Source organism: Bradyrhizobium sp. USDA 376, from assembly GCF_054063675.1.
Genome location: NZ_JBSSGN010000001.1, coordinates 5,092,740 through 5,118,831 on the forward strand (window position 1 = coordinate 5,092,740; position 26,092 = coordinate 5,118,831).

24 protein-coding genes are annotated in these 26,092 nt (G+C 65.8%); 18 read left to right on the top strand and 6 right to left on the bottom strand.

From position 1 onward, the window contains the following. From ACVJ19_RS23755 to ACVJ19_RS23770, 4 genes are all read left to right on the top strand, one after another. Positions 1-807: an enoyl-CoA hydratase/isomerase family protein gene (locus ACVJ19_RS23755; protein ID WP_453951478.1), complete on the top strand. Its 807-nt coding sequence runs from the start codon at positions 1-3 to the stop codon at positions 805-807. 75 nt (positions 808-882) lie between these two features. After that, positions 883-2,214 (top strand): MFS transporter, encoded by a 1,332-nt coding sequence (locus tag ACVJ19_RS23760; RefSeq protein WP_453951480.1) that lies wholly within the window; start codon positions 883-885, stop codon positions 2,212-2,214. Positions 2,215-2,277: 63 nt separating this feature from the next. Continuing rightward, positions 2,278-3,975 carry a GMC family oxidoreductase gene (locus ACVJ19_RS23765; protein WP_453951482.1) on the top strand — a complete coding sequence of 566 codons (1,698 nt, stop codon included), beginning with the start codon at positions 2,278-2,280 and terminating at the stop codon, positions 3,973-3,975. Between the two features lie 82 nt (positions 3,976-4,057). Then, positions 4,058-5,506: an NAD-dependent succinate-semialdehyde dehydrogenase gene (locus ACVJ19_RS23770; protein ID WP_453951484.1), complete on the top strand. Its 1,449-nt coding sequence runs from the start codon at positions 4,058-4,060 to the stop codon at positions 5,504-5,506. A 280-nt stretch (positions 5,507-5,786) separates the two neighbouring features. Here the strand turns inward: ACVJ19_RS23770 and ACVJ19_RS23775 are convergent, their stop codons facing one another. The 6 genes from ACVJ19_RS23775 to ACVJ19_RS23800 form a co-directional block, all read right to left on the bottom strand. Beyond that, positions 5,787-6,623, bottom strand: a complete 837-nt coding sequence (locus ACVJ19_RS23775) for an ABC transporter substrate-binding protein (RefSeq protein WP_453951486.1) — start codon at positions 6,621-6,623, stop codon at positions 5,787-5,789. Between the two features lie 70 nt (positions 6,624-6,693). Further along, positions 6,694-7,176 carry a MaoC family dehydratase gene (locus ACVJ19_RS23780; RefSeq protein ID WP_453951488.1) on the bottom strand — a complete coding sequence of 161 codons (483 nt, stop codon included), beginning with the start codon at positions 7,174-7,176 and terminating at the stop codon, positions 6,694-6,696. 9 nt (positions 7,177-7,185) lie between these two features. Beyond that, entirely contained in the window at positions 7,186-8,769 is a 1,584-nt protein-coding gene (locus ACVJ19_RS23785) for an acyl CoA:acetate/3-ketoacid CoA transferase (protein WP_453951490.1), read from the bottom strand. Positions 8,770-8,785: 16 nt separating this feature from the next. Then, the gene (locus ACVJ19_RS23790; RefSeq protein WP_453951492.1) at positions 8,786-9,928 is read right to left on the bottom strand and encodes an acyl-CoA dehydrogenase family protein; all 1,143 of its coding nucleotides are present in this window, start codon (positions 9,926-9,928) and stop codon (positions 8,786-8,788) included. 12 nt (positions 9,929-9,940) lie between these two features. Continuing rightward, positions 9,941-10,309 (bottom strand): tautomerase family protein, encoded by a 369-nt coding sequence (locus ACVJ19_RS23795; protein ID WP_453951493.1) that lies wholly within the window; start codon positions 10,307-10,309, stop codon positions 9,941-9,943. A 3-nt stretch (positions 10,310-10,312) separates the two neighbouring features. Then, positions 10,313-11,410: a LacI family DNA-binding transcriptional regulator gene (locus ACVJ19_RS23800; protein ID WP_453951495.1), complete on the bottom strand. Its 1,098-nt coding sequence runs from the start codon at positions 11,408-11,410 to the stop codon at positions 10,313-10,315. A 184-nt stretch (positions 11,411-11,594) separates the two neighbouring features. Here ACVJ19_RS23800 and dapA point away from each other — a divergent pair, with 184 nt between their 5' ends. From dapA to ACVJ19_RS23870, 14 genes are all read left to right on the top strand, one after another. Beyond that, positions 11,595-12,503: a 4-hydroxy-tetrahydrodipicolinate synthase gene (gene dapA, locus ACVJ19_RS23805; protein ID WP_453955194.1), complete on the top strand. Its 909-nt coding sequence runs from the start codon at positions 11,595-11,597 to the stop codon at positions 12,501-12,503. Positions 12,504-12,519: 16 nt separating this feature from the next. After that, the gene (locus ACVJ19_RS23810) at positions 12,520-13,710 is read left to right on the top strand and encodes a CaiB/BaiF CoA transferase family protein (protein ID WP_453951496.1); all 1,191 of its coding nucleotides are present in this window, start codon (positions 12,520-12,522) and stop codon (positions 13,708-13,710) included. Continuing rightward, positions 13,707-14,870 (top strand): acyl-CoA dehydrogenase family protein, encoded by a 1,164-nt coding sequence (locus ACVJ19_RS23815; protein WP_453951498.1) that lies wholly within the window; start codon positions 13,707-13,709, stop codon positions 14,868-14,870. The genes ACVJ19_RS23810 and ACVJ19_RS23815 overlap by 4 nt, the downstream gene beginning before the upstream one ends. 9 nt (positions 14,871-14,879) lie before the next feature. Then, positions 14,880-15,287: a MaoC/PaaZ C-terminal domain-containing protein gene (locus tag ACVJ19_RS23820; protein ID WP_453951500.1), complete on the top strand. Its 408-nt coding sequence runs from the start codon at positions 14,880-14,882 to the stop codon at positions 15,285-15,287. A 3-nt stretch (positions 15,288-15,290) separates the two neighbouring features. Further along, positions 15,291-15,722, top strand: a complete 432-nt coding sequence (locus ACVJ19_RS23825) for a MaoC/PaaZ C-terminal domain-containing protein (RefSeq protein ID WP_453951501.1) — start codon at positions 15,291-15,293, stop codon at positions 15,720-15,722. Then, entirely contained in the window at positions 15,719-16,669 is a 951-nt protein-coding gene (locus ACVJ19_RS23830) for a dihydrodipicolinate synthase family protein (RefSeq protein ID WP_453951502.1), read from the top strand. The genes ACVJ19_RS23825 and ACVJ19_RS23830 overlap by 4 nt, the downstream gene beginning before the upstream one ends. A 16-nt stretch (positions 16,670-16,685) precedes the next feature. Further along, a complete protein-coding gene (locus tag ACVJ19_RS23835; protein ID WP_453951504.1) occupies positions 16,686-16,988 on the top strand; it encodes a hypothetical protein in 303 nt (100 codons plus the stop codon). Next, the gene (locus ACVJ19_RS23840) at positions 16,877-17,947 is read left to right on the top strand and encodes an ABC transporter substrate-binding protein (RefSeq protein ID WP_453951505.1); all 1,071 of its coding nucleotides are present in this window, start codon (positions 16,877-16,879) and stop codon (positions 17,945-17,947) included. Before ACVJ19_RS23835 ends, ACVJ19_RS23840 begins: the two co-directional genes overlap by 112 nt. Before the next feature lie 19 nt (positions 17,948-17,966). Continuing rightward, complete coding sequence (locus tag ACVJ19_RS23845) at positions 17,967-18,698, top strand: amino acid ABC transporter permease (RefSeq protein WP_453951507.1); 732 nt, start codon at positions 17,967-17,969, stop codon at positions 18,696-18,698. Continuing rightward, a complete protein-coding gene (locus ACVJ19_RS23850; protein WP_453951508.1) occupies positions 18,695-19,483 on the top strand; it encodes an amino acid ABC transporter ATP-binding protein in 789 nt (262 codons plus the stop codon). The genes ACVJ19_RS23845 and ACVJ19_RS23850 overlap by 4 nt, the downstream gene beginning before the upstream one ends. A gap of 9 nt (positions 19,484-19,492) precedes the next feature. Continuing rightward, positions 19,493-20,422: a dihydrodipicolinate synthase family protein gene (locus ACVJ19_RS23855; RefSeq protein ID WP_453951510.1), complete on the top strand. Its 930-nt coding sequence runs from the start codon at positions 19,493-19,495 to the stop codon at positions 20,420-20,422. A gap of 102 nt (positions 20,423-20,524) precedes the next feature. After that, complete coding sequence (pdxR, locus tag ACVJ19_RS23860) at positions 20,525-22,072, top strand: MocR-like pyridoxine biosynthesis transcription factor PdxR (protein WP_453951512.1); 1,548 nt, start codon at positions 20,525-20,527, stop codon at positions 22,070-22,072. A 427-nt stretch (positions 22,073-22,499) separates the two neighbouring features. After that, entirely contained in the window at positions 22,500-24,509 is a 2,010-nt protein-coding gene (locus ACVJ19_RS23865; protein ID WP_453951514.1) for a hydantoinase/oxoprolinase family protein, read from the top strand. After that, a complete protein-coding gene (locus ACVJ19_RS23870) occupies positions 24,506-26,086 on the top strand; it encodes a hydantoinase B/oxoprolinase family protein (RefSeq protein WP_453951516.1) in 1,581 nt (526 codons plus the stop codon). The genes ACVJ19_RS23865 and ACVJ19_RS23870 overlap by 4 nt, the downstream gene beginning before the upstream one ends. The last annotated feature ends 6 nt before the right edge of the window (positions 26,087-26,092 follow it).

Sequence of the window (26,092 nt, forward strand, 5' to 3'; positions counted from 1 at the left end):
ATGCCGTCACCCTACACTTTCGCCGATCCCCGGCTTGCAAAACTCGACGGGTTCAAGGTCGAGATCGACGAGGCGAATGAGCGCGCCGACATCATCCTCGGCCGTCCGCCCTACAACGTCGTGGCGATGCCGCAGCGTGACCAGCTGCGCCTGACTTTCGAGACGCTGGACGAGGATCCGCGCGTGCGCGTGATCGTGGTGCGCGGCGAGGGCGAGCATTTCTCCAGCGGCGGCAATATCGGCGGCTTCATGGAAGCAAGCCCCGAGCACGTTTCCAAGCTTGCTTGGAACATCGCCGCGCCGGCGCGTTGCGCCAAGCCCGTGATCGTCGCCAACCGCGGCTATTGCTTCGGCGTCGGCTTCGAGCTGTCGCTCGCCTGTGACTTCCGCATCGCGTCTGAGACCACGCAATACGCGCTGCCGGAGCAGAAGCTCGGCCAGATCCCGGGCTCGGGCGGCTCGGCGCGGCTGCAGAAGATGGTCGGCATCACCCGCACCAAGGACATCGTGATGCGCTCCAAGCGCATCTCGGCCAAGCAGGCGTACGAGTGGGGCATCGCCACCGAATGCGTGCCCGACGCCGAGCTGGAGAAGGCGACCGACAAGCTGGTCGACGAGCTCCGCACCTTCTCGCCGTTGGCGCAGCGCACGGCCAAGAAGCTCCTCAACGACACCGAGGACTCCACGCTCGCCATCGCCATCGAGCTCGAGGGCCATTGCTACAGCCGCCTGCGCCAGTCCGAAGACTTCAAGGAGGGCGTCGAAGCCTTCAATGCCAAGCGTCCGCCGAAATTCGTCGGCCGCTGATCGAACGACGCAACGACTGCCGCGGTTCGCAATGGCGCGGACCGCGGCGCTACTCAAACGGGGGAGGTAAACAACATGGCTGAGATGGATATGCCGGTCGCGGGTGCGCAAGCATCGGCTGACAATAAGCAGATGGTCAACGCGATCATCGCGTCGGTGCTCGGATGGGCGCTGGATCTGTTCGATTTGTTCATTCTGCTCTACGTGGCGCCGGTCGTCGGCGCGCTGTTCTTTCCGTCGAGCAATGCGGCACTGTCGCTGGCCGCGGTCTACGGCTCATTCGCCGTCACGCTGCTGATGCGGCCGCTCGGCTCGGCGGTGTTCGGCCATTATGCCGACGTGCACGGCCGCAAGCAGGCCATGCTGATCGCCATCATCGGTGTCGGCCTCAGCACGGCGGCGTTCGGCCTGCTGCCGACCATCGCGCAGGTTGGCGTGATCGCGCCGATCGTCTTCCTGATCCTGCGCCTGGTGCAGGGCGTGTTCGTCGGTGGCGTCGTAGCGTCCACGCACACGATCGGTACCGAGTCGGTGCCGCCGCAATGGCGCGGGGCGATGTCGGGCCTGGTCGGCGGCGGCGGTGCCGGCATCGGCGCGCTGCTCGCGTCCTTCATCTTCCTGATCACGTCCTCGGTCTTCCCCGGCGATGCCTTCGCGGTGTGGGGCTGGCGCTTCATGTTCTTCTCGGGGTTGCTCAGCTCGCTGCTCGGCTGGTTCATCTTCCGCAACCTCGAAGAATCTCCTTATTTCAAGGAGCTCAAGCGCCAGCAGGGCAACAAGCAGGCGAAGGTCTCGAAGGCGCCGGTCAAGGACGTCTTTTCCGGCCAATATCGCGGCGTGCTGCTGGTCAACCTGCTGATCACCTTCGGCGGCGGCGCCGGTTACTATCTCACCTCCGGCTATCTGCCGAGCTTCCTGAAAATCATCAACGCGGTCCCGAACCAGACCTCGTCGCTGATCCTGATGGGTGCGAGCGTCTCGGCGTTCTTCTCGGCCGTGCTGGTCGGCGCGCTGAGCGACTGGATCGGCCGCAAGAAAACGTTCCTGCTGATCGGCGCGTTGGCGGCGGTGCTGCTGCCGCTGTGCTATATCAGCCTTGCCGCCAGCAAGGACACGACGCAAATCACGCTTCTTGCGCTCGCCATCGCCTTCATCGGCAATGCCGGTTACGCGCCGGTGCTGATCTTCCTGAACGAGCGCTTCCCGACCGCGCTGCGCGCGAGCGGCACGGGCCTGTCCTGGAACATCGGCTTTGCGCTGGGCGGCATGATGCCGACCTTCGTCTCGCTGGTGAGCGCCAGCCCGGCGCAAATTCCGATGTCGCTGGCTTACTTCGCGGTCGGGGTGTTCGTGATCTACCTGATCGGCGCGGTCGTGATCCCCGAGACCAAGGGCAACTTCCGCTGAGCCTTGCACCGGCGCGGCTGCCCTGCTGCTGCGCCGGCTCGCTCAACGTGCAACGAGACGGAAATGGATGAGCTGCATTTCGACGATGTGATCGTCGGCGGCGGGTCGGCGGGCTGCGTGCTCGCCAACAGGCTTTCTGCGGACGGGCGTCGGCGCGTGCTTCTGATCGAAGCCGGGATGGACACGCCGCCCGAGGCAACGCCGCCTGAAATCCTGGACAGCTATCCGATGCCGCTGTTCTTCGGCGACAGATACATCTGGCCGGGCCTGTCAGCCGCGGCCGGCCGTAATGCCGAGGGCAACCCGGTCGTCCGCGCCTACGAGCAGGGGCGGGTGATGGGCGGCGGCTCCAGCATCAACGTGCAGTCGGCCAATCGCGGCCTGCCGCGCGACTATGACGAATGGCGCGATCTCGGCGCGCGCGGCTGGGGCTGGGCGGACGTGCTGCCGTATTTCCTCAAGCTCGAGACCGATCTCGATTTCGACGGCCCGCTGCACGGCAGGAGCGGCCCGATTCCGATCCGCCGCATCGCGCGCGAGGCGATGCCACCGTTTGGTCACGCCGTCGGCGAGGCCTTGTCGGCGACCGGGCTGCCGTTCCGGAAGGACCAGAATGCCGACTTCGAGGACGGCATCTTTCCGCCGGCCTTCTCCAATCGTAACGATCGTCGCGTCTCCACGGCCGCCGGCTATCTCGACCCGGCGACCCGCGCGCGGCCGAACCTGACCGTCTGGGCCGACAGCGAGGTCGAGCAGCTCATGCTCGATGGCCGTCGCGCGACCGGCGTGGTGCTCGCCCGTGGCGGTCAAAAGCTCAGCGTCGGCGCCGGCCGCGTGATCCTCTCGGCGGGCGCGCTGCAATCACCGGCGATTCTGATGCGGGCGGGGATCGGCCCCGGGGCTGCGCTGCAAGCGCTCGGCATTCCCATCGCCATTGATCTGCCGGGCGTCGGCAGCAATCTGCGCGATCATCCCGCGCTGACCTTCTGCCAATATCTGCCGCGCCGGCTGCGGCTGCCGCTGGTCCGGCGGCGCCCCAATTTCGCGGCGATGCGTTTCTCGTCTGGACTTGCAGGCTGCGACTCCTCCGACATGTACATCACGGCCTCGGCCCGCGGCGGCTGGCACGCGCTGGGCACGCGGCTCGGGCTCTATTTCCTCTGGTGCAATCGGCCGTATTCGAGCGGCTCGCTCACGCTGGCGAGCCGCGATCCGAAGACCTATCCGGTTGTCGATTTCAACCTGCTGTCCGATGCACGCGATCTCGAACGGATGGTTGCCGCCGTCCGGCTGCTGGCGAAGCTCGTGGTGCATCCGGCACTCAATCCCGAGACCGGTGACTTCTTCCCGGCCTCCTATTCACCGCGCATCAAGCGCCTGAGCCGTTTCGGCACCGCCAACCGCATCATCGCCTCCGTCCTCGGGCCGATGCTCGACGTGCCCGCGGGTCTTCGGCAACTCCTGATCCGGCTCGCGCTGCTGAACGGCACCGCCTTCCAGGCGACGCTCGCGGACGACCGCGCGCTCGAAGCCTTCGTGCGGCAGAGCGTGTTCGGCGTCTGGCATCCCGTGGGCACCTGCCGCATGGGCGATCCCGCCGACCGGATGGCGGTGGTCGATCCGCAAGGGCTGGTGATCGGCAGCGACAATATCTTCGTGGCGGATGCCTCGATCATGCCGCGGCTGCCGACCGCCAATACCAACATTCCCGTGATCATGGCGGCCGAGAAGATCAGCGATGCGCTGCTGCGGCATCATTGATCCCTTTCCGCCGGGCCCCTTTCGGTGTAGCTCTGCGCCGGCTTGAAACGGTGGGGCGCTGGGCCCGCCGGCGACCGAAATCATGGAGGCTCCAAGGATGTATCCGAAAGTTCAAATGTTCATCGCCGGCGAGTGGACCGACGGCACGTCCGGCAAGTCGGAGGACATCCTCAATCCCGCGACCGGCCAGCCGATCGGCAAGACCCCGCACGCCTCGAAGGCCGATCTCGACCGCGCGCTGGAAGCAGCCAAGGCCGGCTTCGAGGTCTGGCGCAAGACCTCGCCATTCGACCGCTACAAGCTGATGCGCAAGGCCGCGGACATCATCCGCTCGCGCGCCGCCGAGATCGCGCCCGTGATGACCATGGAGCAGGGCAAGCCGGTGGTGGAAGCGCAGGGCGAGACCATGCTCGCCGGCGACCTCATCGACTGGTTCTCCGAGGAAGCCCGCCGCGCCTATGGCCGCATCGTGCCGCCGCGGATGGGTAACGTCTCCCAGCTCGTGACCAAGGAGCCGGTCGGCCCGGTCGCAGCGTTCACGCCCTGGAATTTCCCGATCAACCAGGCGGTGCGCAAGATCTCGGCCGCGCTCGCTGCCGGCTGCTCGATCATCGTCAAGGGGCCGGAAGAAACGCCTGCGAGCTGCATGGAGCTGGTGCGGGCCTATGCCGATGCGGGCATTCCTCCCGGCGTCGTCCAGCTGGTGTTCGGTGTGCCGTCGGAAGTGTCGGAATATCTCATTCCGCATCCGATCATCCGGAAGATCAGTTTTACGGGCTCGACCGCGGTCGGCAAGCATCTGGCCGCGCTCGCCGGCCTGCACATGAAGCGCGTCACCATGGAGCTCGGCGGCCATGCGCCGGCGATCGTGTTCGCGGACGCGGACCTCGACAATGCCGCCAAGATTCTCTCGGCCAACAAGTTCCGCAATGCCGGCCAGGTCTGCGTCTCGCCGACGCGCTTCCTGGTGCACGAAAGCGTCTATGAGCCCTTCGTGGACAAGTTCGTGGCGGCCGCCAAGAGCCTCAAGGTTGGCAACGGCCTCGACAAGGATACCCGCATGGGTCCGCTGGCCAACCCGCGCCGTGTCGATGCCATGGAAGGTCTCGTCTCCGACGCCGTCCAGCGCGGCGCCAAGGTGCAGGCCGGCGGCAAGCGCATCGGCAATGAAGGCTTCTTCTTCGAGCCGACCGTGATCACCGACGTGCCGCGCGATGCCCGCATCATGAACGAGGAGCCGTTCGGACCTCTGGCGCCGATCACCTCGTTCCGCAGCTACGACGAGGTCGTGGCCGAGGCCAACCGTCTGCCTTACGGCCTTGCGGCCTATGCCTACACCACCTCGACCAAGACGATGCAGGCGATCGGCGCTGACGTCGAGAGCGGCATGGTCTCGATCAACCACCACGGCCTCGCGCTGCCCGAAGTGCCGTTCGGCGGCATCAAGGATTCCGGCTACGGCTCGGAAGGCGGCCTCGAGGCGATCGAAGGGTATCTGAACACGAAGTTCGTGACGCAGGCGAGCGCGTAAGAAGAAGACTTGTAGGGTGGGTTAGCCTAGCGGATGCGCGAAGCGCGTCCGCTGGGCGTAACCCACCTCTTCCATGTCCGCGGAGCAAGACAGTGGTGGGTTACGCTTCGCTAACCCACCCTACGTCTTGTGCCCCCGGACGCAGCGCAGCGCTCCTTCAGCGGTGCGCTGCAGAGCCGGGGCCCATCTTGTCGCGCGCCGTACCGCTCTCTGGGTCCCGGCTCAGCGCCGCAACGCTTGCGCGTTGCAACGCGTCCGGGACACGAGATCGGGGGCCGCCTCAATTCGTCGGCCCGTCACCCCTGATCGCAAACGTCGTCGCCTTCAGCTTGGTCATGCCGAACTTGTCGAACAGCTTGTCATAAGTGCCATCAGTGCGGATCGCGGTGAGCGCGTCGGCAACGGCCTGGGCGAGCAGCTTGTCGCGGAAGGCGAAGGTAATGTCGGTGCCGGCGATGTCGCGGACCCAGATTTTTGCGATGCCCTTCTGCTCGAGCGAGTTGGCGGTCTCGTTGATGTTGAGCGCGGCCTCGAGCTGGCCGGCGCGCAGCGCCGCGGAGGTGGCGGTGACGGTGGTGAAGGTGCGCAGCTCGATCGGCTTGAGGCCCTTGGCCTCCATAGCGGTGCTGAACTCGCGCGCCTTGCGTTCGGTGTAGGTCGCCGATTCCACGCCGACCACGCGGCCGGCGAGATCCTCGAACTTTTCGAGCTTCAGGCTGGAGGAGGGATCGGTGTAGATGCTGATCGCCTGCTGCGCATAAGGCACGAGGTAGAGCATCTTGGAGCGCTCCTCGGTCCAGAACAGGCCGGTGTTGATGGCATCGAACCGGCCCGAGCGCAGCGCCGGGATCATCGGCGGGAAGTCCATGCGCAGGAACACCGGCTCGACGCAGATGCGCTTGGCGATCTCGCGGGCGAGCTCGACATTGAGACCCTGCAGCTCGCCCTTGTCGTCGACGAATTGCTGCGGCGGCAGCGTCGGGTTGATCGACATCTGCCATTTGGGCGGCTCGATCAGGCTCGACGCCGGCACCTTCGGCGTGCAGGTCTGGGCACCGGCGGCCTGCGTCAGGCCGACCAGAAGGACGAGGGCGGAGAGGGTTCTTGGAAATCGCATCTGAATACTCCGATCAAATCGTGGGTGGCAGAGGAGCCGTTCTCCGGTCCGCGTCTTCTTCGTTGTCTGGTCAATTGGCCGCCGCAGCATCGGCTTGCCGGGTCAGGATCAGCGAGATGTGGCGCGCCGCGGTCACCACCTCGTCGCGCTGGTTGAGCAGGTCGAGCGTCTCGACGACGATGCCGCGTCCGGGGTTTTTGGTCGGCCGCTTCTCGACGAAGCGGAAGCGCACGCGCAAGGTATCGCCGGCGACGATGGGACCTTTGAACTTCACCTCGTCCCAGCCGAGCGAGGCGACCGAGGTCTCCTCATACAGCTTCAGCTCCGACTTCAGCCCCTCCATCAGCGACAGGCCGAACAGGCCGTGGCCGATCACCGCGGGGAAGCCGCGGGAGCGCGCATAGGCGCCATCGACATGGAGCGGATGATGGTCGCGCGTGACGTCGGCGAAGGCCGCGATGTCGGCTTCCGTCACGGTGTGCACGGCGGTCTCGAACTCCGCACCGAGCGCGATATCTTCGTAACGGAGATTGATCGGGGCGCTCGTGTCCATGCTGATCCCTCAGGCAACCTTGCGTCGCCGCGCCGGCAGCGCCTTGAAGCTCTGCGCGATCCCCATCGGCCCGGAGCGGAAGATGCGCGGGTCCATGTCCTTCAGTTGCGGGCTGATGCGTGGGCGGAAGCCCATATGGGCGAGGATGTCCTCCTCCAGCCGCACGCCCGGCGCGATCTCGGTCAGCGTCACGTGTCCGTTCTCCAGCTCGAACACGGCGCGCTCGGTGATGTAGCTGACGTGCTGGCCGCGCTGCGCGGCGAGTGACGCGCTGAAGCTGATCTGGCCGACCTGCGGCACGAACTTGCGGAAGGCGCCGTCGCGCCGGATCGCGAGGCGGCCGTTCTCGACACCGATGTCGAACTTGCCGCCGGTCATGGTGCCGCTGAAGATCAGCCGCTTGGCGTTCTGGGTGATGTCGATGAAGCCGCCGGAGCCGTCGCGGCGCTCGCCGAAGCGGGTGACGTTGACGTTGCCTGATACGTCCACCTCCGCGAAGGAGAGGAAGGCGCAGGAGAGGCCGCCGCCATCGTAGAAGTCGAACTGATAGGCCTGGTCGAGAATGACGCGCGGGTTGATGGCGGTGCCGAATTCGCGGGCGTGACCGGGCACGCCGCCGACGACGCCGGATTCCACCGTCAGCGTGATCAGGTCGGAAATGCCTTCCTCGGCCGCGACATTGGGGATCATCGCGGAAATGCCGACGCCGAGATTGACGACGTCGCGCGGGCGCAGCTCGAAGGCGGCACGGCGGGCGATCACCCGGCGTTCGGTCAGCGGATCGGGCGTGATCATCGCCACCGGCACGCGCGTCTCGCCGCAGCGTGCGGGATCGTAGGCGGTGCCGTAGGTCTGCATCTGCTCGGGCTCGAGCACGACGTGGTCGATCAGGAAGCCCGGGATCTTCACCATCTGCGGATGGATCGAGCCGCGCTTCACGATGCGCTTGACCTGGCAGATCACGGTGCCGCCGGCATTGTGCACGGCCTGCGCGATCGAGAGATCCTCGCGCGTCGTGCCCTCGTGCTCCATGCTGATATAGCCGTCCTCGTCGGCCGAGGTGCCGCGGATGATGGCGACATCGGGCGGAGCGGGTACGCGATAGAGCAGCCAGGACTGGCCGTGCAGCTCGAGCAGATCGACCAGCGGCGCGGTGGTGCGCTTGTTCATGCGGCCGCCGTCATGGCGCGGGTCCATATAGGTGTTGAGGCCGACATGGGTGAGCACGCCGGGATGCTTGGCCGCCATGGCGCGGCAGAGCTGGCTCATCACGCCCTGCGGAAAATTGTAGGCATCGATCAGCTCGTCGCGGACGAGGCGCATGAACGGCACCTGAAGCCCAAAATTGCCGCCGATCACGCGCGCGATCAGGCCTTCATGGGCGAGATGGCAGAGGCCCTTCTCGGTCACGGCGCCGACGCCGGTGATGTTGATCAGCGTCAGATTGTGCGGGCCCTGGCCACTGATGAAGCGCTGCTCCAGCGCATCGAGGATCGCTTCGGCCGCGCCGGTGCCGCCATTGCCGCCGACGATCAGCGTATCGGTGTCGCGGATGAGGCCGGCAGCCTCCGCCGCGGTGATGATGCTCAGCATGAGCGCGCATCCCGCATCACGCGGCCTCCTTCTCGACCTGGCGGGCGATGATCAGCCGCTGGATCTGGTTGGTGCCCTCGTAGATCTGGGCGAGGCGCACGTCGCGGAAGATGCGCTCGATACGGTACTCGCGCGAATAGCCGTTGCCGCCGTGGATCTGCAGCGCGTTGGAGACGTGCTTCATCGCCATGTCGGTCGTGAACAGCTTTGCCTGCGCCGCCTCCTTGGCGATCGGCTCGCCTGCGTCGTGCAGGCGCGCGGCGTGGTGGATCAAGAGGCGCGCAGCCGCAATGTCGGTCGACATGTCCGCGAGCATGAACTGCACCGCCTGGAAGCCGATGATGGCCTGGCCGAACTGCTTGCGGTCCTTGGCATAGGCGGTCGCATCCTCGAACGCGGCCTGCGCCATGCCGAGCGCCATCGAGGCCATCATCAGCCGGCTGAAGTTGAAATTGCTCATGGCCATCTTGAAGGCCTGGTTCTCCGGTCCCATCACGCTATCGGAGGGCAGGCGCACGTCGGAGAAGGTGATCTGGCAGTCATCGAGGCCGTGCATGCCGAGCAGCTCCTCGTTCTTGCCGCGGGCGATGCCCGGCAGGGCGCCGTCGACGAGGAGGCAGGAGATGGAACGGTGGCCCGCCTCGGCGCCGGTGCGCGCGAACACCATGATGCGGTCGGCAACGCCGCCGAGCGTCACCCAGGCCTTGGTGCCGTTGAGCCGCCAGCCATTGCCCTCGCGCACCGCATTGGTGCGGATGCTAGCTACGTCGGAGCCGTGGTCGGGCTCGGAAACGGCGGTGGCGGGAATGACGTCGCCGCTCAGGATCTTCGGGATCAGCGCCTTGTGCGCGTCGGTGCCGTGATGATCGAAGAACAGCACGGCCTCGACGGGGATCGCGAAGGCGTTGGCGACTGCGCCGGAGCAGCGCGCCAGCTCCTCCATCGCGATGCAGGCCGCGACCGCGTCGAGACCGGCGCCGCCGGCGCCTTCACGCAGGCAGATGCCGAACAGGCCGAGATCGGCCATGCCCTTGTAGAGGGTGCGGTCGAAGCGGTCCTCGCGGTCGATCGCGGCGGCGCGCGGCAAAATCTCCGCTTCGGCGAAGCGGCGGGCGGTCTCGCGGAGGGCTTTCTGGTCTTGGCTGTAGAAGCGGTCCATGGCGTGCTCCCGTCAGTCGCTGGCGAGCTTGGAATCGTGGGAGACTTCGCTGCGGTCGCGGTCGCAGAAATAGACCGCGACGTCGTCGCCGGGCACGCCATAGGCGCTGCATACGGCGCGGGTCAGCGCGATGGCGGCGGCGCGGCGCTCGGCCTCGCTGCGGCGGAAGGCGTGGACCTTGAGCAGGATGCGCTGGCCGGTGGCCTGAGCGCCGAACGTGCCGGCATGCGCGTAGTCATCGGGCGCAATGTTCAGGAAATAGAGTGTGACCGTATCCGCGGTGACGCCGAACGCCGACATCAGGCCATCGGTCACGGACCGCGCCAACGCAGCCTTGCGCTGGGATGAAGCTTGCGGGGCGAGCACTTCGACATAGGGCATCGATCAGACCTTCGCGGATTTGGCCGCAGATGATTTGGATGAAGACGATTTGGACTTGCCGGATTTCGCAGGGGCCGGGGCGTCGATCTGGCGGCAGGAGTCGCGCTTGATCAGCCGGGCGCCGACGCGATATTCGCGCACGCCATCATTGCCGTTGTCCTTGCTGTTTCCCTTGGCGTCCATGCGATGCAGCAGCCGGTCGACGGCGAGATTGGCAAGATCACGCGCGCCGTTGTCGACGATGCTGATGGCCGGGCGATGCCATTCGAACCACGGCATGTCCTCGTAGCAAAGCAGCGAGAGGTCGTCGGGAATGGCGATGTTCCGTTCCGCCGTCACGCGCAGCACGCCGAGCGTTGCCTCGTGATTGGCGACGAAGATCGCGCTCGGCGGGCGGGGAAGGTCGAGCAGCTTGCGGGCACAGGTCGCGCCGGTCTCGGGCTCGAAATGGCCGGCATGAATCAATGTGTCGTCCCTGGTGATGCCGGCTTCGCGCAGCGCGCGGACATAGCCGGACAACCGTTCGCGGCCGGATGTCGTGTCCTGGCGGCCGACGATCAGCCCGATGCGCTTGTGCCCGAGCTCGATCAGGTGGCGCGTGCCCAGATAAGCGCCTTGCGGATCGTCGGCGAGCACGGTCTCGAGATCGGTCGCGTCATCGCGCCGCACCAGGCAGACGATGGGCACGTCCTTGGAGAGCGCCTTGAGCTGCGCGCCGTTCTTGCCGGTCGGCACCACGATCAGCCCGTCGATGCGGTGGTCGACCAGCGTGGTGAGGGTGTCGCTCTCCTGCTGCGGATCGTCGCCGCCGATGCACAGAAGCATCTGATAACCCAGCGCCTTCAGGCGCGCCTGCACCACTTCAGCCATCACCTGGAACGAGGCGTTGGTGAGATTGTGGACGAGCAGCGCCACCAGCCGCGATTGTCCGGTCTTCAATCCGCGCGCGATCGGGTTCGGTCGATAGCCGAGCTCGCGCGCGATGCGCACAAGGCGCTGCTGCGTTCGTTCGCTGGTCAGGCCGGTTCCCGTCAGCGCTCGGGAAGCAGTGCTGACTGAAACGCGGGCCGCCTGTGCCACATCTTTGAGCGTGACGCTCATCAAACCTGCCGATAGACTGCAAACGATTGCAGAAACGCTATGAGCTAATTCCACGCGGATCAAGCTCAAAAAATGGATGGTGTTGCCCAATGCAGAGCCATTTATGCAAACGATTGCATAAAGTATGCGGATATTCCGCAGGCGGCATCCATCGCCTGAATTCACCCGAGCACCCGGCAGTTCCCTGATGAAGACGTTCCGCGGCACCTACACCGTCATGATCACCCCGTTCACGGCAGCGGGCGAGGTCGATGTCGCGGCCTTGCGCGCCTTCGTCGATTGGCAGATCGCGCAGGGCATTCACGGGTTGATCCCGCTTGGCTCGACCGGCGAGTTCCTGTCCATGGACGATGACGAGAAGGCGCTGGTTGCCGAGGTTGTCATTCGCCAGGCCGCGAGCCGCGTTCCCGTGCTGATCGGCACCGGCGCGGAGGATACGCGCGAGGTGGTGCGCCTCAGCCGCCGTGCCGAAAAACTGGGCGCCGACGGCGTGATGATCATCCCGCCGTTCTATTCGACGCCGACCGACGACGAGCTCGTCCATCATTACAAGACGGTGGCCGACGCGATCGCGCTGCCGATCATGGTCTACAACAATCCGGCAACCGCCAATGTCGATCTCAAGCCGCCACTCGTGGCGCGCATCGCCGAGATCGACAACTGCCTCTACATCAAGGAGTCGACGCTGGAGGTGACGCGGGTGCGCGACATCATCCGCCTCTGCGGCGACAGGATGACGGTGTTCGGCGGCATTCTCGGCTTCGAATCCTTCGTCGAGGGCGCGCAGGGCTGGGTGGCCGTGGCCTCCAACGTGGTCCCGGCGGAGATGGCGCGCATCTTCAGCCTCGTCGCCGACGAGGGGAAGATCAGAGAGGCGCGCGAACTCTATCTCAAATACCTGCCGGTGATCGAATTCGTCGGCGGCCAGGCCTACGTCGCCGGCAGCAAGGCGCTGCTCAGTCATATGGGCTTTGCAGCCGGCCACCCGCGCCCGCCGCGTCTGCCGCTGCCGGCGGCGCAGGATGCGGCCGCGCGCGCCCTGGTCAGGACATTCGATCTCGTGTGGCGCGGCGCGCCAGTTGCGGCTGCTTGAACTGAGGTGTGAACGGATGAACCTGCTCGACGGCGTCAAGATCCTCAGCTTCAATCACTATCTCGCGGGCCCGCTGGCGGCGCAGACGCTGGCCGATCTCGGCGCCGACGTCATCGCGGTCGAGCCGATCGAGGGCGCGTTCCAGCGCAACTGGGCGGTCGCCAATCATTTTGTCGCGGGCGACAGCGTCAATCATCTGGCCACGGGGCGCAACAAGCGCAGCCTCGCGGTCGATCTCAAGCATCCCGACGGCATCGCCGCGGTGAAGAAGCTGGTCGCGACCGCCGACGTCGTGATGGAGAATTTCCGCCCCGGCACCATGGCCAAGCTCGGTCTCGGTTACGACACGCTGAAGGCGATCAAGCCCGGTCTGATCTATGCGGTCGCGACCGGGTTTGGATCGGAGGGGCCGTACAAGGATCGTCCCGGGCAGGACCTGCTGCTCCAGGCGATGTCGGGCCTTGCGATGCGGACCGGACGCGCGGATGGCGAGCCGACCGCAGTGGGTGCCGTGATCGTCGATCAGCATGCGGCCTCGCTCTATGCGATGAGCATCCTCGCGGCGCTGTTTGCCCGGACGAAGACCGGCAAGGGGCAGTTCGTCGAGGTCAACCTCTATCAGGCCGCGCTCGATCTCCAGGTCGAGCCGCTGACCGCCTGGCTGAACGGCGCGCCGTCGCCGACGCCGCGCGGTCCGGCCGGTATCGCGGCGTGGTTCAGCCCCGGTCCCTACGGCATTCACGCGACGGCTGACGGCCATCTCGCGATCTCCATGGCGTCGCCCAAGGCGCTTGCGGTCGCACTCGAGAGCGAGGAGCTGAAGCAGTTCGGGGAGGCCGACAGCTTTTCGAAGCGTGAGGAGATCACGCGGATTGTGGCAGCGCGGCTGAAGCAGAAGTCGACGGCGGAATGGTTGCCCGGGCTGGAAGCCGCGCGGGTCTGGCACGCGCCGGTGCAGGACTATCGCGACCTCGAGACCGATCCCCAACTCAGGCATCTCGGCGTGTTCAAGAGTGCCGAGAGCGCAGGGGGCGCGCCGATCCGCATGGTCGCGCATCCCGCGCGCTACGACGGCCGGACGCCCGAGGTGCGGCTGGTGCCGCAGCGATTGGGTGCGCAGACGCGCGAGGTGCTCGGCGAGATCGGTTACGGCACTGCCGACATTGACGCGATGATCGTGGGCAAGGCCGTCGGAGTGGCGCGATGATCGATTTTTCCGTCCCCGAGGAGACGCGCCTGCTGGTCGACACCGTTCGCCGCTTCGTCGAGACGGAGGTGCAGCCGCTCGAAGATGTCGTGGAGCAGACGGCCAAGGTGCCGGCCGACGCGCTGGCGGTCACCAAGGCCAAGGCGCAGAAGCTCGGCCTTTATGCCATGAACATGCCGGCGGATGTCGGCGGCGGCGGGCTAACTTGCGTCGAGCATTGCCTGGTCGAGGAAGAATTCGGCAAGACCTCGGACGCGCTGATCCGCCGCGTGTTCGGCCAGGTGTATCCGATGCTGATGGCCTGCAAGGGCGATCAGGTCGAGCGCTATTTGCTGCCCACGGTGAAGGGCGACAAGATCTGCGCCATGGCGATCACCGAGCCGGGCGCCGGCTCCGATGCGGCGTCGATCAGCACCACGGCGCATCTCGATGGCGATGCGTGGGTGCTCAACGGCACCAAGCATTTCATCAGCGACGGCGATATCGCCGACTACGTGATCCTGATGGCGCTGACCGACAAGGACAAGCGCGCGCGGGGTGGTATCACCCTGTTCCTGGTCGATCGCGGCACGCCCGGCTTCAAGGTCGCGCGCACCCAGCCGATGATGGGTCATCGCGGTTATGGCCATGCCGAGCTGAGTTTTGAGGACTGCCGCATTCCGAAGGCGGCCGTGCTCGGCGAGGTCGGCGGCGGCTTCAAGCTGATCATGCAGAGCGTGCTCCAGATCCGGCTCGCCCATATCGGCGCCCGCGCCGTCGGTATGGCGCAGCGCGCGCTGGAGATGATGCGCAAGCACGCCGGCGAGCGGCGTCAGTTCGGCCAGCTGATCGGCGATTTCCAGATGGTGCAGAAGCTGATCGCCGATTCCGCCACCGAGATTTTTGGCGTGAAGATGATGGTGATGAACGCCGCCTGGGACATCGATCAGGGTAGGGATGCGCGCGACAAGGTCTCGATGATCAAGGTCGCGGCGTCCGAGATGCAGGGCCGCGTGGTCGACCGCGCCATCCAGGTGTTCGGCGGCATGGGGTTCAGCAAGGACCTGCCGCTGGAGCGGATGTATCGCGACGCTCGCGTCACCCGCATCTACGACGGCACCTCCGAGATCCACCGCATGCTGGTTGCGCGCAGCACCATCAAGAACGGCTTGCAGCTCTAGGGAACGTTCATGTCTCACGCACCTCTCAAGCCCGGCGCCGCCTTCGCCTTCCGCAAGACCATGACGGTAGCCGAACAGGCGATGTTCACCGGCATCAGCGGCAATCTCGGCGGCCTCTATGTCGATGCCGTCCGCGCGAAGAAAGCCGGCGCGTCCAACATGGTGGCCTTCGAGCTCGCCGTCGGCGGTCTTGCCACGACGTGCCTCAGCCAGCTCGGTGGTCCGACGCGACGGATCGGCAGCATCGCGCTGACTTTCGCCGCGCCCGTGATCGTCGGCGAGTCCGTCGAGGCCAGGGCCGAGATCGTCTCCGTTGACGGCGACGACGCGGTCTGCCGCGTCACCTGCACGCTGTCACCCTCTGGCGCGACCGTGGTCGACGGCACCGCGACGCTGGTTCCCTTCACGAAGGGCTGAGCCATGTACGAGCCAAAATCCTTCGACGATCTCAAGGTCAATGACAGGGTCAGCCTGAGCAAGACCATCACCGAGGCCGATGGCGCGCTCTATATCGCCGCGACCGGCGATTTCGGCCCCGTTCATGTCGACGAGGTCTATGCCGGCGCGACCCGCTTTGGCCGCCGACTGGCGCCGGGGATCATGGTCGCGGGCCTCTGCACCAGCATCCTCACCTCTGAGCTGGTCGGCACAATCGGCGTGTCGGTGGAGGACCGCTTCTGGTTCACCGGTCCCGTGTTCTACGGCGACACGCTCACCTTCGACGTCTGGATCGCCGAGCAGCACGAGGAGACCCGCACCATCATCTGGGAGGCGAGCGCGCGCAACGAGGGCGGCCTCGAAGTGCTGAAGGCGCGCGCGAGCCTGAAATTCCCACGGCGGAAACCGTCATGAGCAAGCCGATGAAGAAACCCGATTTGCGCGGCGTCACGGTCGCGACCGTGCTGCCCTTTAGGGACGACAGCTCGATCGACTGGGACGGCTACGCCCGCGTCCTCGACTATTGTGCCTGTCCGGACGGCATCGCGGCCGTGTTCGTCAATGGTCACGCCGGCGAGGGCGGCTCGCTCTCGGACGACGAACGTCGGGCGGTGATCGAGCGGACGCGCCGTCAGATCGGCGCCAAGCCGCTATTGGCCGGCATCATCGCGCATTCCACCGCGGAAGCGATCCATCAGGCCCAGCTCGCGGAAGCGGCCGGCGCCGATTGCGCCGTGCTGTTCCCGCCCGCACCGCTCGGCGGCGGCGCCTCGGCGACCTCGCGCGCGCCACTGGCTTTCGTGCAGGCGGTCAGCTCAGCGATCGGAATTCCCGTCTCGATCTTCCAGTATCCGCTGGCGTCCGGCTTCGGCTATTCGCCGGAGACGCTGGCGAAGATCGCCGTGCTCGACAGCGTCATCGCCATCAAAGAAGGCAGCGACACCATGCTGGCCTATGACGAGAACCGGAGGGCGGTGAAGCAGGCCGATCCTTCCGTTGCGATCCTGCCGTCGAACTTCAACTGGTTCCTGCCGCAGCTCGCCGTCGGTGGTGACGGCATTCTCTCCGGCCTCGTCAGCCTCGCGCCGCATCTGTTCGCAGAGCTGTGGCAGGCCGCGCTTGCCGACGACCTCAAGGCGATGCGCGCCGTTAACGAGCGGCTCTATCCGATCGTCCGCGCCATCTACGGGCCTGCCCCGATCATGGATATGCACACGCGCATGAAGGTCGGGCTGAAGGCGCTCGGCCTGATCCGCAACGCCGATCCGCGGCCGCCACTGCTGCCGGTTCTTCCTGCGCTGTGCGACGCCATTGCAACGACGGTCGGCGCGGCGCGCACGGCCGGCGACATCCGCACTTAGCATGGGGGGCGAGCCGATGCCGGACGAAGCCTTCATCCATATCGTGCGGGTCGACGTCGATCCCGAGCATGAGGCTGCGTTCAACGCCTGGTACGAGCAGAAGCATTTCCCTGATCTGCTCGCCTGTCCCGGCTGGCTCTCGGCCAAGCGCTTCGTCTCGGTGGGCGATGGGCCGAAATACGCCGCGATGTACGAAGTCGCGGGGCGATGGGCATTCGAGACGCCGGAGTTCCTGAAGGTGAAAGGCTTCGGTCCGTTCGAATCCCTGGTCAAGAATTTCATGCGCATCCAGCTCAGGCCGATGTCGGGACCGGCCTGAAGCGGATCAAGGACGATGCTGCCTGCCATGTCGCGAGATCTGGCCGGCCGCATCCAAGAAACATCGAGGGGAATCCCGGGCGAGGAACTGCATCGGTCATTGGCGTCTTACTGGAGGTATCCATGGTCTCGACATTGTTTCGCTTGGGTGCGGCTGCCGCACTCGTTCTTGCATCCACGGCGGTGCATGCCGCCTGTACGCCTGCGATCACCGATGACAATCTGATTGCACCCGGCAAATTGCAGCTCTCGATCAACCCGACCAATCCGCCGCAGCAATTTGTCGACAAGGACGGTCAGCTGCAGGGCCTCAACGTCGAGCTCGCCGCTGAGCTCGGCAAGCGGTTGTGTCTCCCGGTCGAACTCGTCCGGATGGATTTTCCGGCCATGATTCCTGCCTTGGGCGCAGCGCGCATCGACGGCGTCAATACCGGCATGTTCTGGACCGAGGAACGCTCGAAGCTGATGTACATGGTGCCGTACGCGATTCAGGCGATCTCGGTCGTCGTTGCGCCCGACAGCGGCACAAAATTTGCTACCGAAAACGATCTGATTGGAAAATCGTCCGCCGTCGAGGTCAGCAGCTACCAGATGAACTGGCTCAAGAAACTCAGCGATGCGAGCGTGGCAAAGGGCGGCGCAGCCGTCGAGATGCGCACGTTCCCGACCGCGACCAACGTTGTCAGTGCGCTGCTTGCGGGCCAGGTGGACAACGCGCTGCTGGTGGACAGCGTGGCGCGCGATCTCGTCGGCCGTGGTCGCGTGAAAGAGGTGTTGAGCGGGCTTGGAACAGCGCGCACCACGCTCGGTTTCCGCAACAAGACGGTCGCCGATACCGTCGTCAAAGCGCTCAACGCGATGCGGGCTGACGGCTTCTATCAGGCGCTGTTCGACAAGTTCGGCCTGACCAGCATGCCGGCCGACCAGCCGCTTGCGATCGCCGGCCCCGGTCCGGCCTGATACCTACGGAGACGAGCCGATGAGCCATTTCAGTCCGACGGCCGCCGTCAGCTACTTCTTCAACTACTTCCTGATGAAGGGAGTGCTCGTCACCATCGGCTTGACGGTGGCGGCGGTCGTCGGCGGATTGATCCTCGGCATGGGCATCGCGTTGTTGCGCATGTCGTCCAATCCGGTGCTCGCGGGAGCCGCGCGCTTCTATATCTGGTTCTTCCGCGGCACGCCGCTGCTGATCCAGCTGGTGGTGATCTACAGCGGCCTTCCGCAGCTCGGCATCAAGTTCTCCGTGATCACCTGCGCGCTCGTCGGACTGATCCTCAACGAGGCCGCCTATCTCGCCGAGATCGTGCGCAGCGGCTTCATGGCGGTGTCGGCGGGGCAGCGCGAGGCGGCCTGGGCGCTCAGCCTGTCGCCCTGGGTCACGTTCCGCCGCGTGACCCTGCCGCAGGCGTTCCGCTTGATGATCCCGCCGCTCGGCAACTCCATCAATTCGCTCTTGAAGGCGACCTCGCTCGCCTCCGTGATCTCGGTCGAGGAGCTCATGCGCCGCAGTGACATGCTGATGCAGGAGCACTTTCAAATTCTCGAAGTCTATGCCGCTGCAACGGCGTATTACCTGATCCTCACATCGGTCTGGGATGCGGTGCAACGCCGGCTGGAAAAACATTTCGGACGGTCGAGCGCTGCGAAAATCAGGCGGGTTGCAGCGAGCCCACCGGTCGCACCGGCGAGCGTGGAGGCTCGGGCATGAGCGAGATGTCGATGAGTATGGAAAGCGCGACGATGCAGCCGCAGTTGCGTGATGTTCCTGCGGTTCGCATGGAGGCGGTCTACAAGCACTATGGCGACTTCACCGCGTTGAACCAGGTCGACCTCAAGGTCGCCAGGGGCGAGAAGATCGTGGTCTGCGGTCCCTCCGGCTCGGGCAAGTCGACGCTCATCCGTTGCATCAACCACATCGAGAAGCACGACGAAGGGCTGATCTACGTCAACGGCGTCGAGCTCGACCATCAGCGCAAGAACATCGATGCGGTCAGGCGCGACACCGGCATGGTGTTCCAGAGCTTTAATCTGTTCCCGCACATGACGGTGCTGGAGAACTGCACCCTGGCACCGATGACCGCGAACGGCATGAGCGAGACGGAGGCCAAGGACCTCGCCATGCATTTCCTGACAAAAGTCCGGATTCCGGACCAGGCCGAGAAATTCCCCGGGCAACTCTCCGGCGGCCAACAGCAGCGCGTCGCTATTGCGCGGGCGCTGTGCATGCGTCCGAAGATCATGCTGTTCGACGAGCCGACCTCGGCGCTCGACCCGGAAATGGTCAAGGAGGTGCTGGAGACCATGAAGAAGCTCGCTGAAGAGGGCATGACCATGCTGTGCGTGACCCATGAGATGGGCTTTGCCCGCGAGGTCGCCGACCGCATCGTGTTCATGAACGAGGGCAAGGTGGTCGAGCAGGCTACGCCGGAGGAGTTCTTCAAGCATCCGAAGGCGGAGCGTGCGCGGACGTTCCTCGACCAGATTATCCATTAGTCGGCCAAGATGCGGACATTCAGCGACCGCCTGCGCGGCATCCACGCCGCCACGATCGTGCCGATGACGGCCGATTTCGAGGTCGACGAGGCGCAGCTCGCAGCCCATCTCACCTCGGTGGCATCCACACCCGGCATCAGTGGGCTCCTCGTCAACGGCCACGCCGGCGAGAATTTTGTGCTGTCGCTGGCCGAGAAGCGGCGCGTGGTGGAGCTGGCGCGCCGGCACGCGCCGAAGGACTGCGTGATCGTCTCCGGGGTCAATCATGAATCGAGCCTGGAGGCTGCGCGCGAGGCGGCTGCGCTGGAGCAGGCCGGCGCGGACGGGCTGCTGGTGTTTCCACCCAACAGCTGGGCGCTCGGCCACGCCGATGACTGCGTGATCGAGCATCATCGCCGCATCCGCGATGCCACGACGGTGCCGCTGATGCTCTACGCCGCGCCGGTTGGTGCAGGCGCTATGGCCTATGCACCGCCGCTGCTGACGCGGCTTGTCGCCGATCCCCGTTTCGTTGCGGTGAAGGAAGGCAGCTGGGAGGTTGCGGCCTACGAACAGAACCTGAGGCTGATCCGGAAGCTGCGACCGGACTTCGTCGTGCTCGGCTCGGGCGACGAACATCTGCTGACGAGCTATCTGGTTGGCTCGGCCGGCAGCCAGGTCAGCCTTGCCTGCGTCGTGCCGGAGCTTGTCGTCAGCCTCTGGACCGCCGCCGAAGCCGGCGATTGGGAGCTGGCGCGCGTCGCGCACGAAAAGCTCTATCCGCTGGCGGTCGCGATCTATCGCGACCCGCCCGGAGGACGCGCGACCGTGCGGCTCAAGGCGTGCCTGAAACTGCTCGGGCGTCTCTCATGCGACGCGGCGCGGCCGCCGCAGCCGGCGGCGACACGCGATGAGTTGCAGGCGCTCGAACAGGCACTGCGCATCGCCGGGCAGCGCTAACGTCGCCAGCTCCAGCCGAGGCTGGACCCGAATCCGCTTCTGGCCCATCCAGAGGGAACGCCGGCGGCCATCGCCGGTCGTTTCAACAGCCGCCTTCACGCGATGGACAGAGATCATCACCCGGGCAAGCGCGTCTCCCTTGCGGGCATGCATATCGACCGCACCTCGGCCGTGCCGCTGCATTTGCAGATCGCGGCTCACATCCGCGGCTGCATTCTGCGCGGCGTCTTTCCGCGCGGAACGCAATTTCTGGGTTCGCGCGAGATCGCGCGGGAATTGGGCTGCTCGCGCACGGTGGTGCTGACGGCGTGGGATCTGCTGTATGCCGAGGGTTATCTGGAATCGACACCACGCGGCAGCGTCATGGTGGCGTCCGTCGCAACGTCGCATGCGGAGCCGTCGTCGGTCGCGTCGCCCGGGGCTGCGCCCGCCCATATGTCGAAGCGCTGGCGATCACTGCTTGGCTTGGATTACGAGACCAATTGGCCGTCCGTGTTCGCACCCGGCGCGCCCGACATTTCGACGTTCCCTTTTAGGGAATGGTCGCGCCTGCTGCGTCAGACCTGGCAGAATCCGCGCGAGCAGGAGTGCCTCGACCTTCCCGCCGAAGGCCATCCGCGCCTGCGGAGCGAGATCGCGAACTTCCTCGGCTCGGTGCGCGGGCTGGTCTGCTCGCCGGACGAGGTTGTCGTCACGTCAGGCACATCGGGCGCGCTGGATTTTTGCAGCCGGATGATCCTCGATCCCGGCGATGAGGTCTGGGTCGAGGAGCCCGGGTTCGTTGAGGCCCGCTGGGCATTGACCGCTGCCGGCGCGAAGCTCGTTCCAATTCCCGTCGACGACAAGGGTCTCGTCGTCTCCGAAGGAATCCGGCGCGCGCCGGGCGCGCGGCTGATCGTGGTGACGCCGTCGCATCAATATCCGCTCGGCGTCAGCATGGGGCTGGAGCGGCGCCTCGAGCTGCTCGATTGGGCCAACAGGAACGACGTCTGGGTGATCGAGGACGATTACAATTCGGAGTTCAGGCACCAGGACAGCATGATCGCCTCCTTGCGGTCGCTCGATCGCGAGGGGCGGGTGATCTATTTCGGCACCTTCTCGAAGATCATGATGCCGAACCTGCGGCTCGGCTACATCGTTGCCAACAGGCATTTCATCGAAGGATTTTCGAAGGGGCGCGCCCGGATCGACGTGCACACCTCCGGCATCGGGCAACTCGCGCTGGCCGAATTCATGCGGGAAGGGCACCTGCTTCGGCATCTGCGCGGGATGCGGCGGGTCTATGCGGCCAGGCGAAAGGCGCTGATCGATGCGATCGCAGCGCAGATGCCGGATGACCTGGTCGTCTCCGCGGCGGTGACGGGCTTGCATCTGGTGGCGGAGTTCACCGGCGCGATGCGGGCGCGGATGAGTGATCGCGAGGCGGCTGCAGTCCTGAAGCAGGCTGGCATTCACGTCCAGCCATTGTCGCAGAACTTTCTCGAGCAACCGACGCGACAGGGCCTGGTGTTCGGCTATGGGCGGCTGCTTGTCGAGGATGCCTCGCCACTGCTTGCGAGAATCGCGGCTTGCATCGGCAGCGGCTCCCGCAACGCACCATCAGCCCCGGCGATATCCTCTCTTACTGTTCGTACAATAAAGAGAGGCTGAGCCGACCGGCATGCATAGCTCATAGGCAGGTGAATATCCCGCAGTGCCGATCGATCGCCTGCAAATTAGACAGACGATTTGAAGTGGTCGGATTGCAGTGCAGCGGAGATTGCGATTTGCACGGAGAAATCCGTGGTGCGCTGCACTTTTCCCGCGTGGAACGGTCCGCGCTCGCGTGCCGTCGGCGCGGGCAGCGCTGCACCAAAACGTGCAGCTGGTGGCGCGGCGCGCGGCTGAGGTCGCGCGCTGGTCTAACGGTTTGCGACAACTCTGGCCCTAGCCCGCGCCCATCGCTCTGTCGCACGCTCGCTCATGGTGGCATGACAGGGGATGCATGATGAACGCTCTCGGTTTGGCATTGGACGTTGCGATGAACGGGAAGGACCCGGCGTCCGGTTCGGACGTCACGCGTAGCTGACCCCTGCACATGAGCTCTTCCGAACATCACTGGGAGGTCGGCACCGATATCGGTGGCACCTTCACCGACATCATCGCGATCCGGCGGGATTCCGCGGAGGCGCGGATCGCTAAGGTGCCGTCGCGCCCCGACGCGCCCGTCCAGGCGATGCTGGAGGCCATCGAGGCGGTGGGGCTGCGCAAGAGCGAGGTCAGGCGCTTCGTCCACGGCACCACGCGCGTCACCAACGCCATTGTCGAGGGCCGGTTGCCGAAGGTGGCGCTGGTCGCGACCGAAGGTTTTGCCGATGTGCTGGAGATCGCGCGCTATCGCCGCCGCGATCTCTATCGGCTCGACATTCCCCCGAAATCGCCGCCTCTGGTGCCGCCTGAACGATGCTTTGGACTCGCCGAGCGCCTCGATCACGAAGGCCGGGTGCTGAAGGCGCTGGATGAAGCCGAGATCGAGCGCCTGGTGGCGTGGTTGAAACAGACCGGCGTGCAGAGCGTCGCCGTGGCCTTGCTTCACGCCTATGCCAATCCGGTACATGAAAAGTTGCTGGGCGAGCGGCTTAAGGATGTGGTCGCTCACGTCTCGCTCTCGCACGAGGTCAATCCCGAGGCGCGCGAATACGAGCGGACCTCCGCAACGGTGTTCAACGCGGCCGCGATGCCGATCGCGGTGGAATATCTCAGCGAGCTGGAGCAGCGGCTGCCGATCGGCCCCGGGTTGCAGGTGTTTCATTCCGCCGGTGCCATGATCCCCATCTCCGCCGTGAAGCGGCGGCCGCTGGTGATGGCGATGTCGGGCCCGGCGGCCGGCGTCTCGGCCTCCGTTAGCATCGCGCGCCAGCTCGGCACCTCGCGCATGCTGACCTTCGACATGGGCGGCACCACGACTGACGTTTGCCTGATCGTCGACGGCCAGGCCGAGATGACCGACGGCCGCATGCTCGGCGACAAGCCGCTGCGCCAGCCGATGCTTGCGGTTCATTCGATTGGCGCGGGCGGAGGATCGATCGTGCGCAACGGTCCCGGTGGTCTCACGGTTGGCCCGGAGAGCGCCGGCTCCGAACCGGGGCCGGCCTGCTACGGCCGCGGCGGCCTTGAGCCGACCATCACCGACGCCAATGCCGTGCTCGGCTATCTCAATCCCGAGACCAAGCTCGGCGACCGCATCGGCATCGACATCGAATCCGCCAGGCGCGTCATCGGGCCGATCGCGCACGCCTTGGGCCTCAGCCTGACCGAAACGGCGCTCGGCATCATCAAGGTCGCGAACGCCACGATGGCCCGGGCGCTCCGGCGCGTCACGGTCGAGCGCGGCATCGACGGACGCGACTGCACGCTGCTCGCCTTCGGCGGTGGCGGCCCGATGCATGCCGCGGGTCTCGCCGATCTCTACGGGATTGCAGAGGTCGTCGTGCCCAGTGCCTCGAGCGCGTTCTCCGCGCTGGGCTGCCTCACTGCCGATTTCAGCTTCCTCCAGCAGCAGACCCTTCGCGCCGCCCTCGACGGCATCGATCTTGCGCGCGTATCGGAGCGGATCGAGGCCCTGATTGCCGATGCATCCGCACCGCTGATCGCCAATGGCGTTGCGCAGGCGGAGATCCAGGTCGAGCTGGTGGCCTTGATGCGTTATGCGGCCCAGAACGATGCCATCCCGGTGCCGTTCACGCTGCCGCTCGATGTCGCCAGGCTGAAGAAGGATTTTTTGGCGCGGCATCACGAGCTGTTCGGCTATGCGACCGGTGAGCTCTGCGTCATCGAATCCGTGCGTGTGCAGGCCCGCCGCCCGTCGACGACCGTCGTCAGCCGACCGGCGACGGCGGCGAGGGCGGTGTCGTCGGGCACGCGCATCTGCTCGTTCGACGGCTTCCACGACATGCCAACCGCAATCATCGATCGCGCCGCGCTCACGGAGACCGTCAACGGTCCCGCCATCATCGAGGACGCATGGTCCACAGTGGTGGTGCCGCCTGGCTGGCAGGCGAGGCCAGACGAGGCCGGAAATCTGTTCCTGACCCGGAGGGCGGCATGAAGCTCGATCCGTTCGTCGTCGAGGTCATCAGGCACGGGCTCTCCGCCGCGGCCGAGGAGATGAGCCTGGTGATGACGCGCTCGGCGCGGTCGCCGCTCTTGCGCGAGGCCGGTGACCTCTCGTCCGCGATCACCGACGGCCACGGCGGCCTTGTCGGGCAGGGCCGCGACATCCCGATCCATCTCGGCGCGATGGCCTACACCATTCCTGAACTGCTGAAGGTGGTGCCGCGCGACAGCCTGAACGACGGCGACGTGGTGATCTACAATGTCGGCGCGCTCGGCGGCAATCACCTCAACGACGTCAAGGTCGTGCGGCCCGTCTTCGTCGACGGCGAGATCGTCGCCTTCGCGGTCAGCCTCGCGCACTGGCCCGATATCGGTGGCACCTGGCCCGGCAGCTATTTCGCCAAGGCCGTCGACACCTTCCAGGAGGCGTTGCGCATTCCGCCGGTGCTGATCGCAACCTCAGCCGGCCTCAATACGCCGATCGTGCAGCTGCTCAAGGCCAACGTTCGCGATGCCGAATCCTGCGAGGGCGATCTCCTTGCCCAGATTGCGGCGACCAAGGCCGGCGAGAAGCGCATCGTCGAGCTCTGCCGCGAGCATGGCAAGGCCGTCTTCATGGCGACACAGTCGCGCCTGCACGATCTCTCCGAAATCGAGATGCGCGAGGCGCTGCGCGACCTTCCGGACGGCGTCTATGAGGGCGAGGACTACCTCGACGACGGCAGCGCGAACAACGCGCCGGCGCGCATCCATGTGAAGATCACCATTCGTGGCGACGAGGCGACCTTCGACCTCTCCGGAAGCTGTGACCGCGTCTCCAATTTCTGCAACACGACGCCGTTCATGGCGCGCTCGGCTGTCGCCTATGCCGCGCGCATCATGAGCGGACGCGACATGCAGCAAAACGCCGGCGCGTTGCGGCCGCTGACCATCATCACGCGCCCGGGGTCGATCCTCGAGCCCGGCTGGACGGCATCCGTTGCCGCCGGCAACCACGAGACCTCCATGCGTATCGTCGATGCGATTTTTCGCGCGATGCAGGACACGATTCCGGAGCGCCTGTCGGCGGGCGGCGCGACCACTGCGGGTGTGCTGTTCTTCGCCGAGCCGCGGCCGAACGGTTCATGGAAGATGCTCTACGAGGTTCATGGCGGCGGCGAAGGCGCGCGGCATGACCGGGCGGGCACCTCGGCAACCCGGGTGCATCTGTCCAACACCTCGAACACGCCGGTCGAGGTGATCGAGGCGAACTATGCGATCCGTCTCGAGCAGCAAGCCATTCGCCGGAATTCCGGCGGCGCGGGGGCGCATCGCGGTGGTGACGGCTCCGTCCGCACCTACCGCATCCTCGCGCCCTCGATGCACCTGACCACCTGCATCGAGCGCATGGTGATTGCGCCCTGGGGCATGCAGGGCGGCGAGTCCGGCAAGGCCTGCCGCATCTCGCTGGTGCGGCAGGGCGCCCACGTCGCCATCGACGGCAAGTCGAACCTGGTGTTGCAGCAAGGCGATCTCGTCACGATCGAGATGTGCGGCGGCGGCGGCTACGGCGCCGCGGCGGCGGAATAAGGGGAC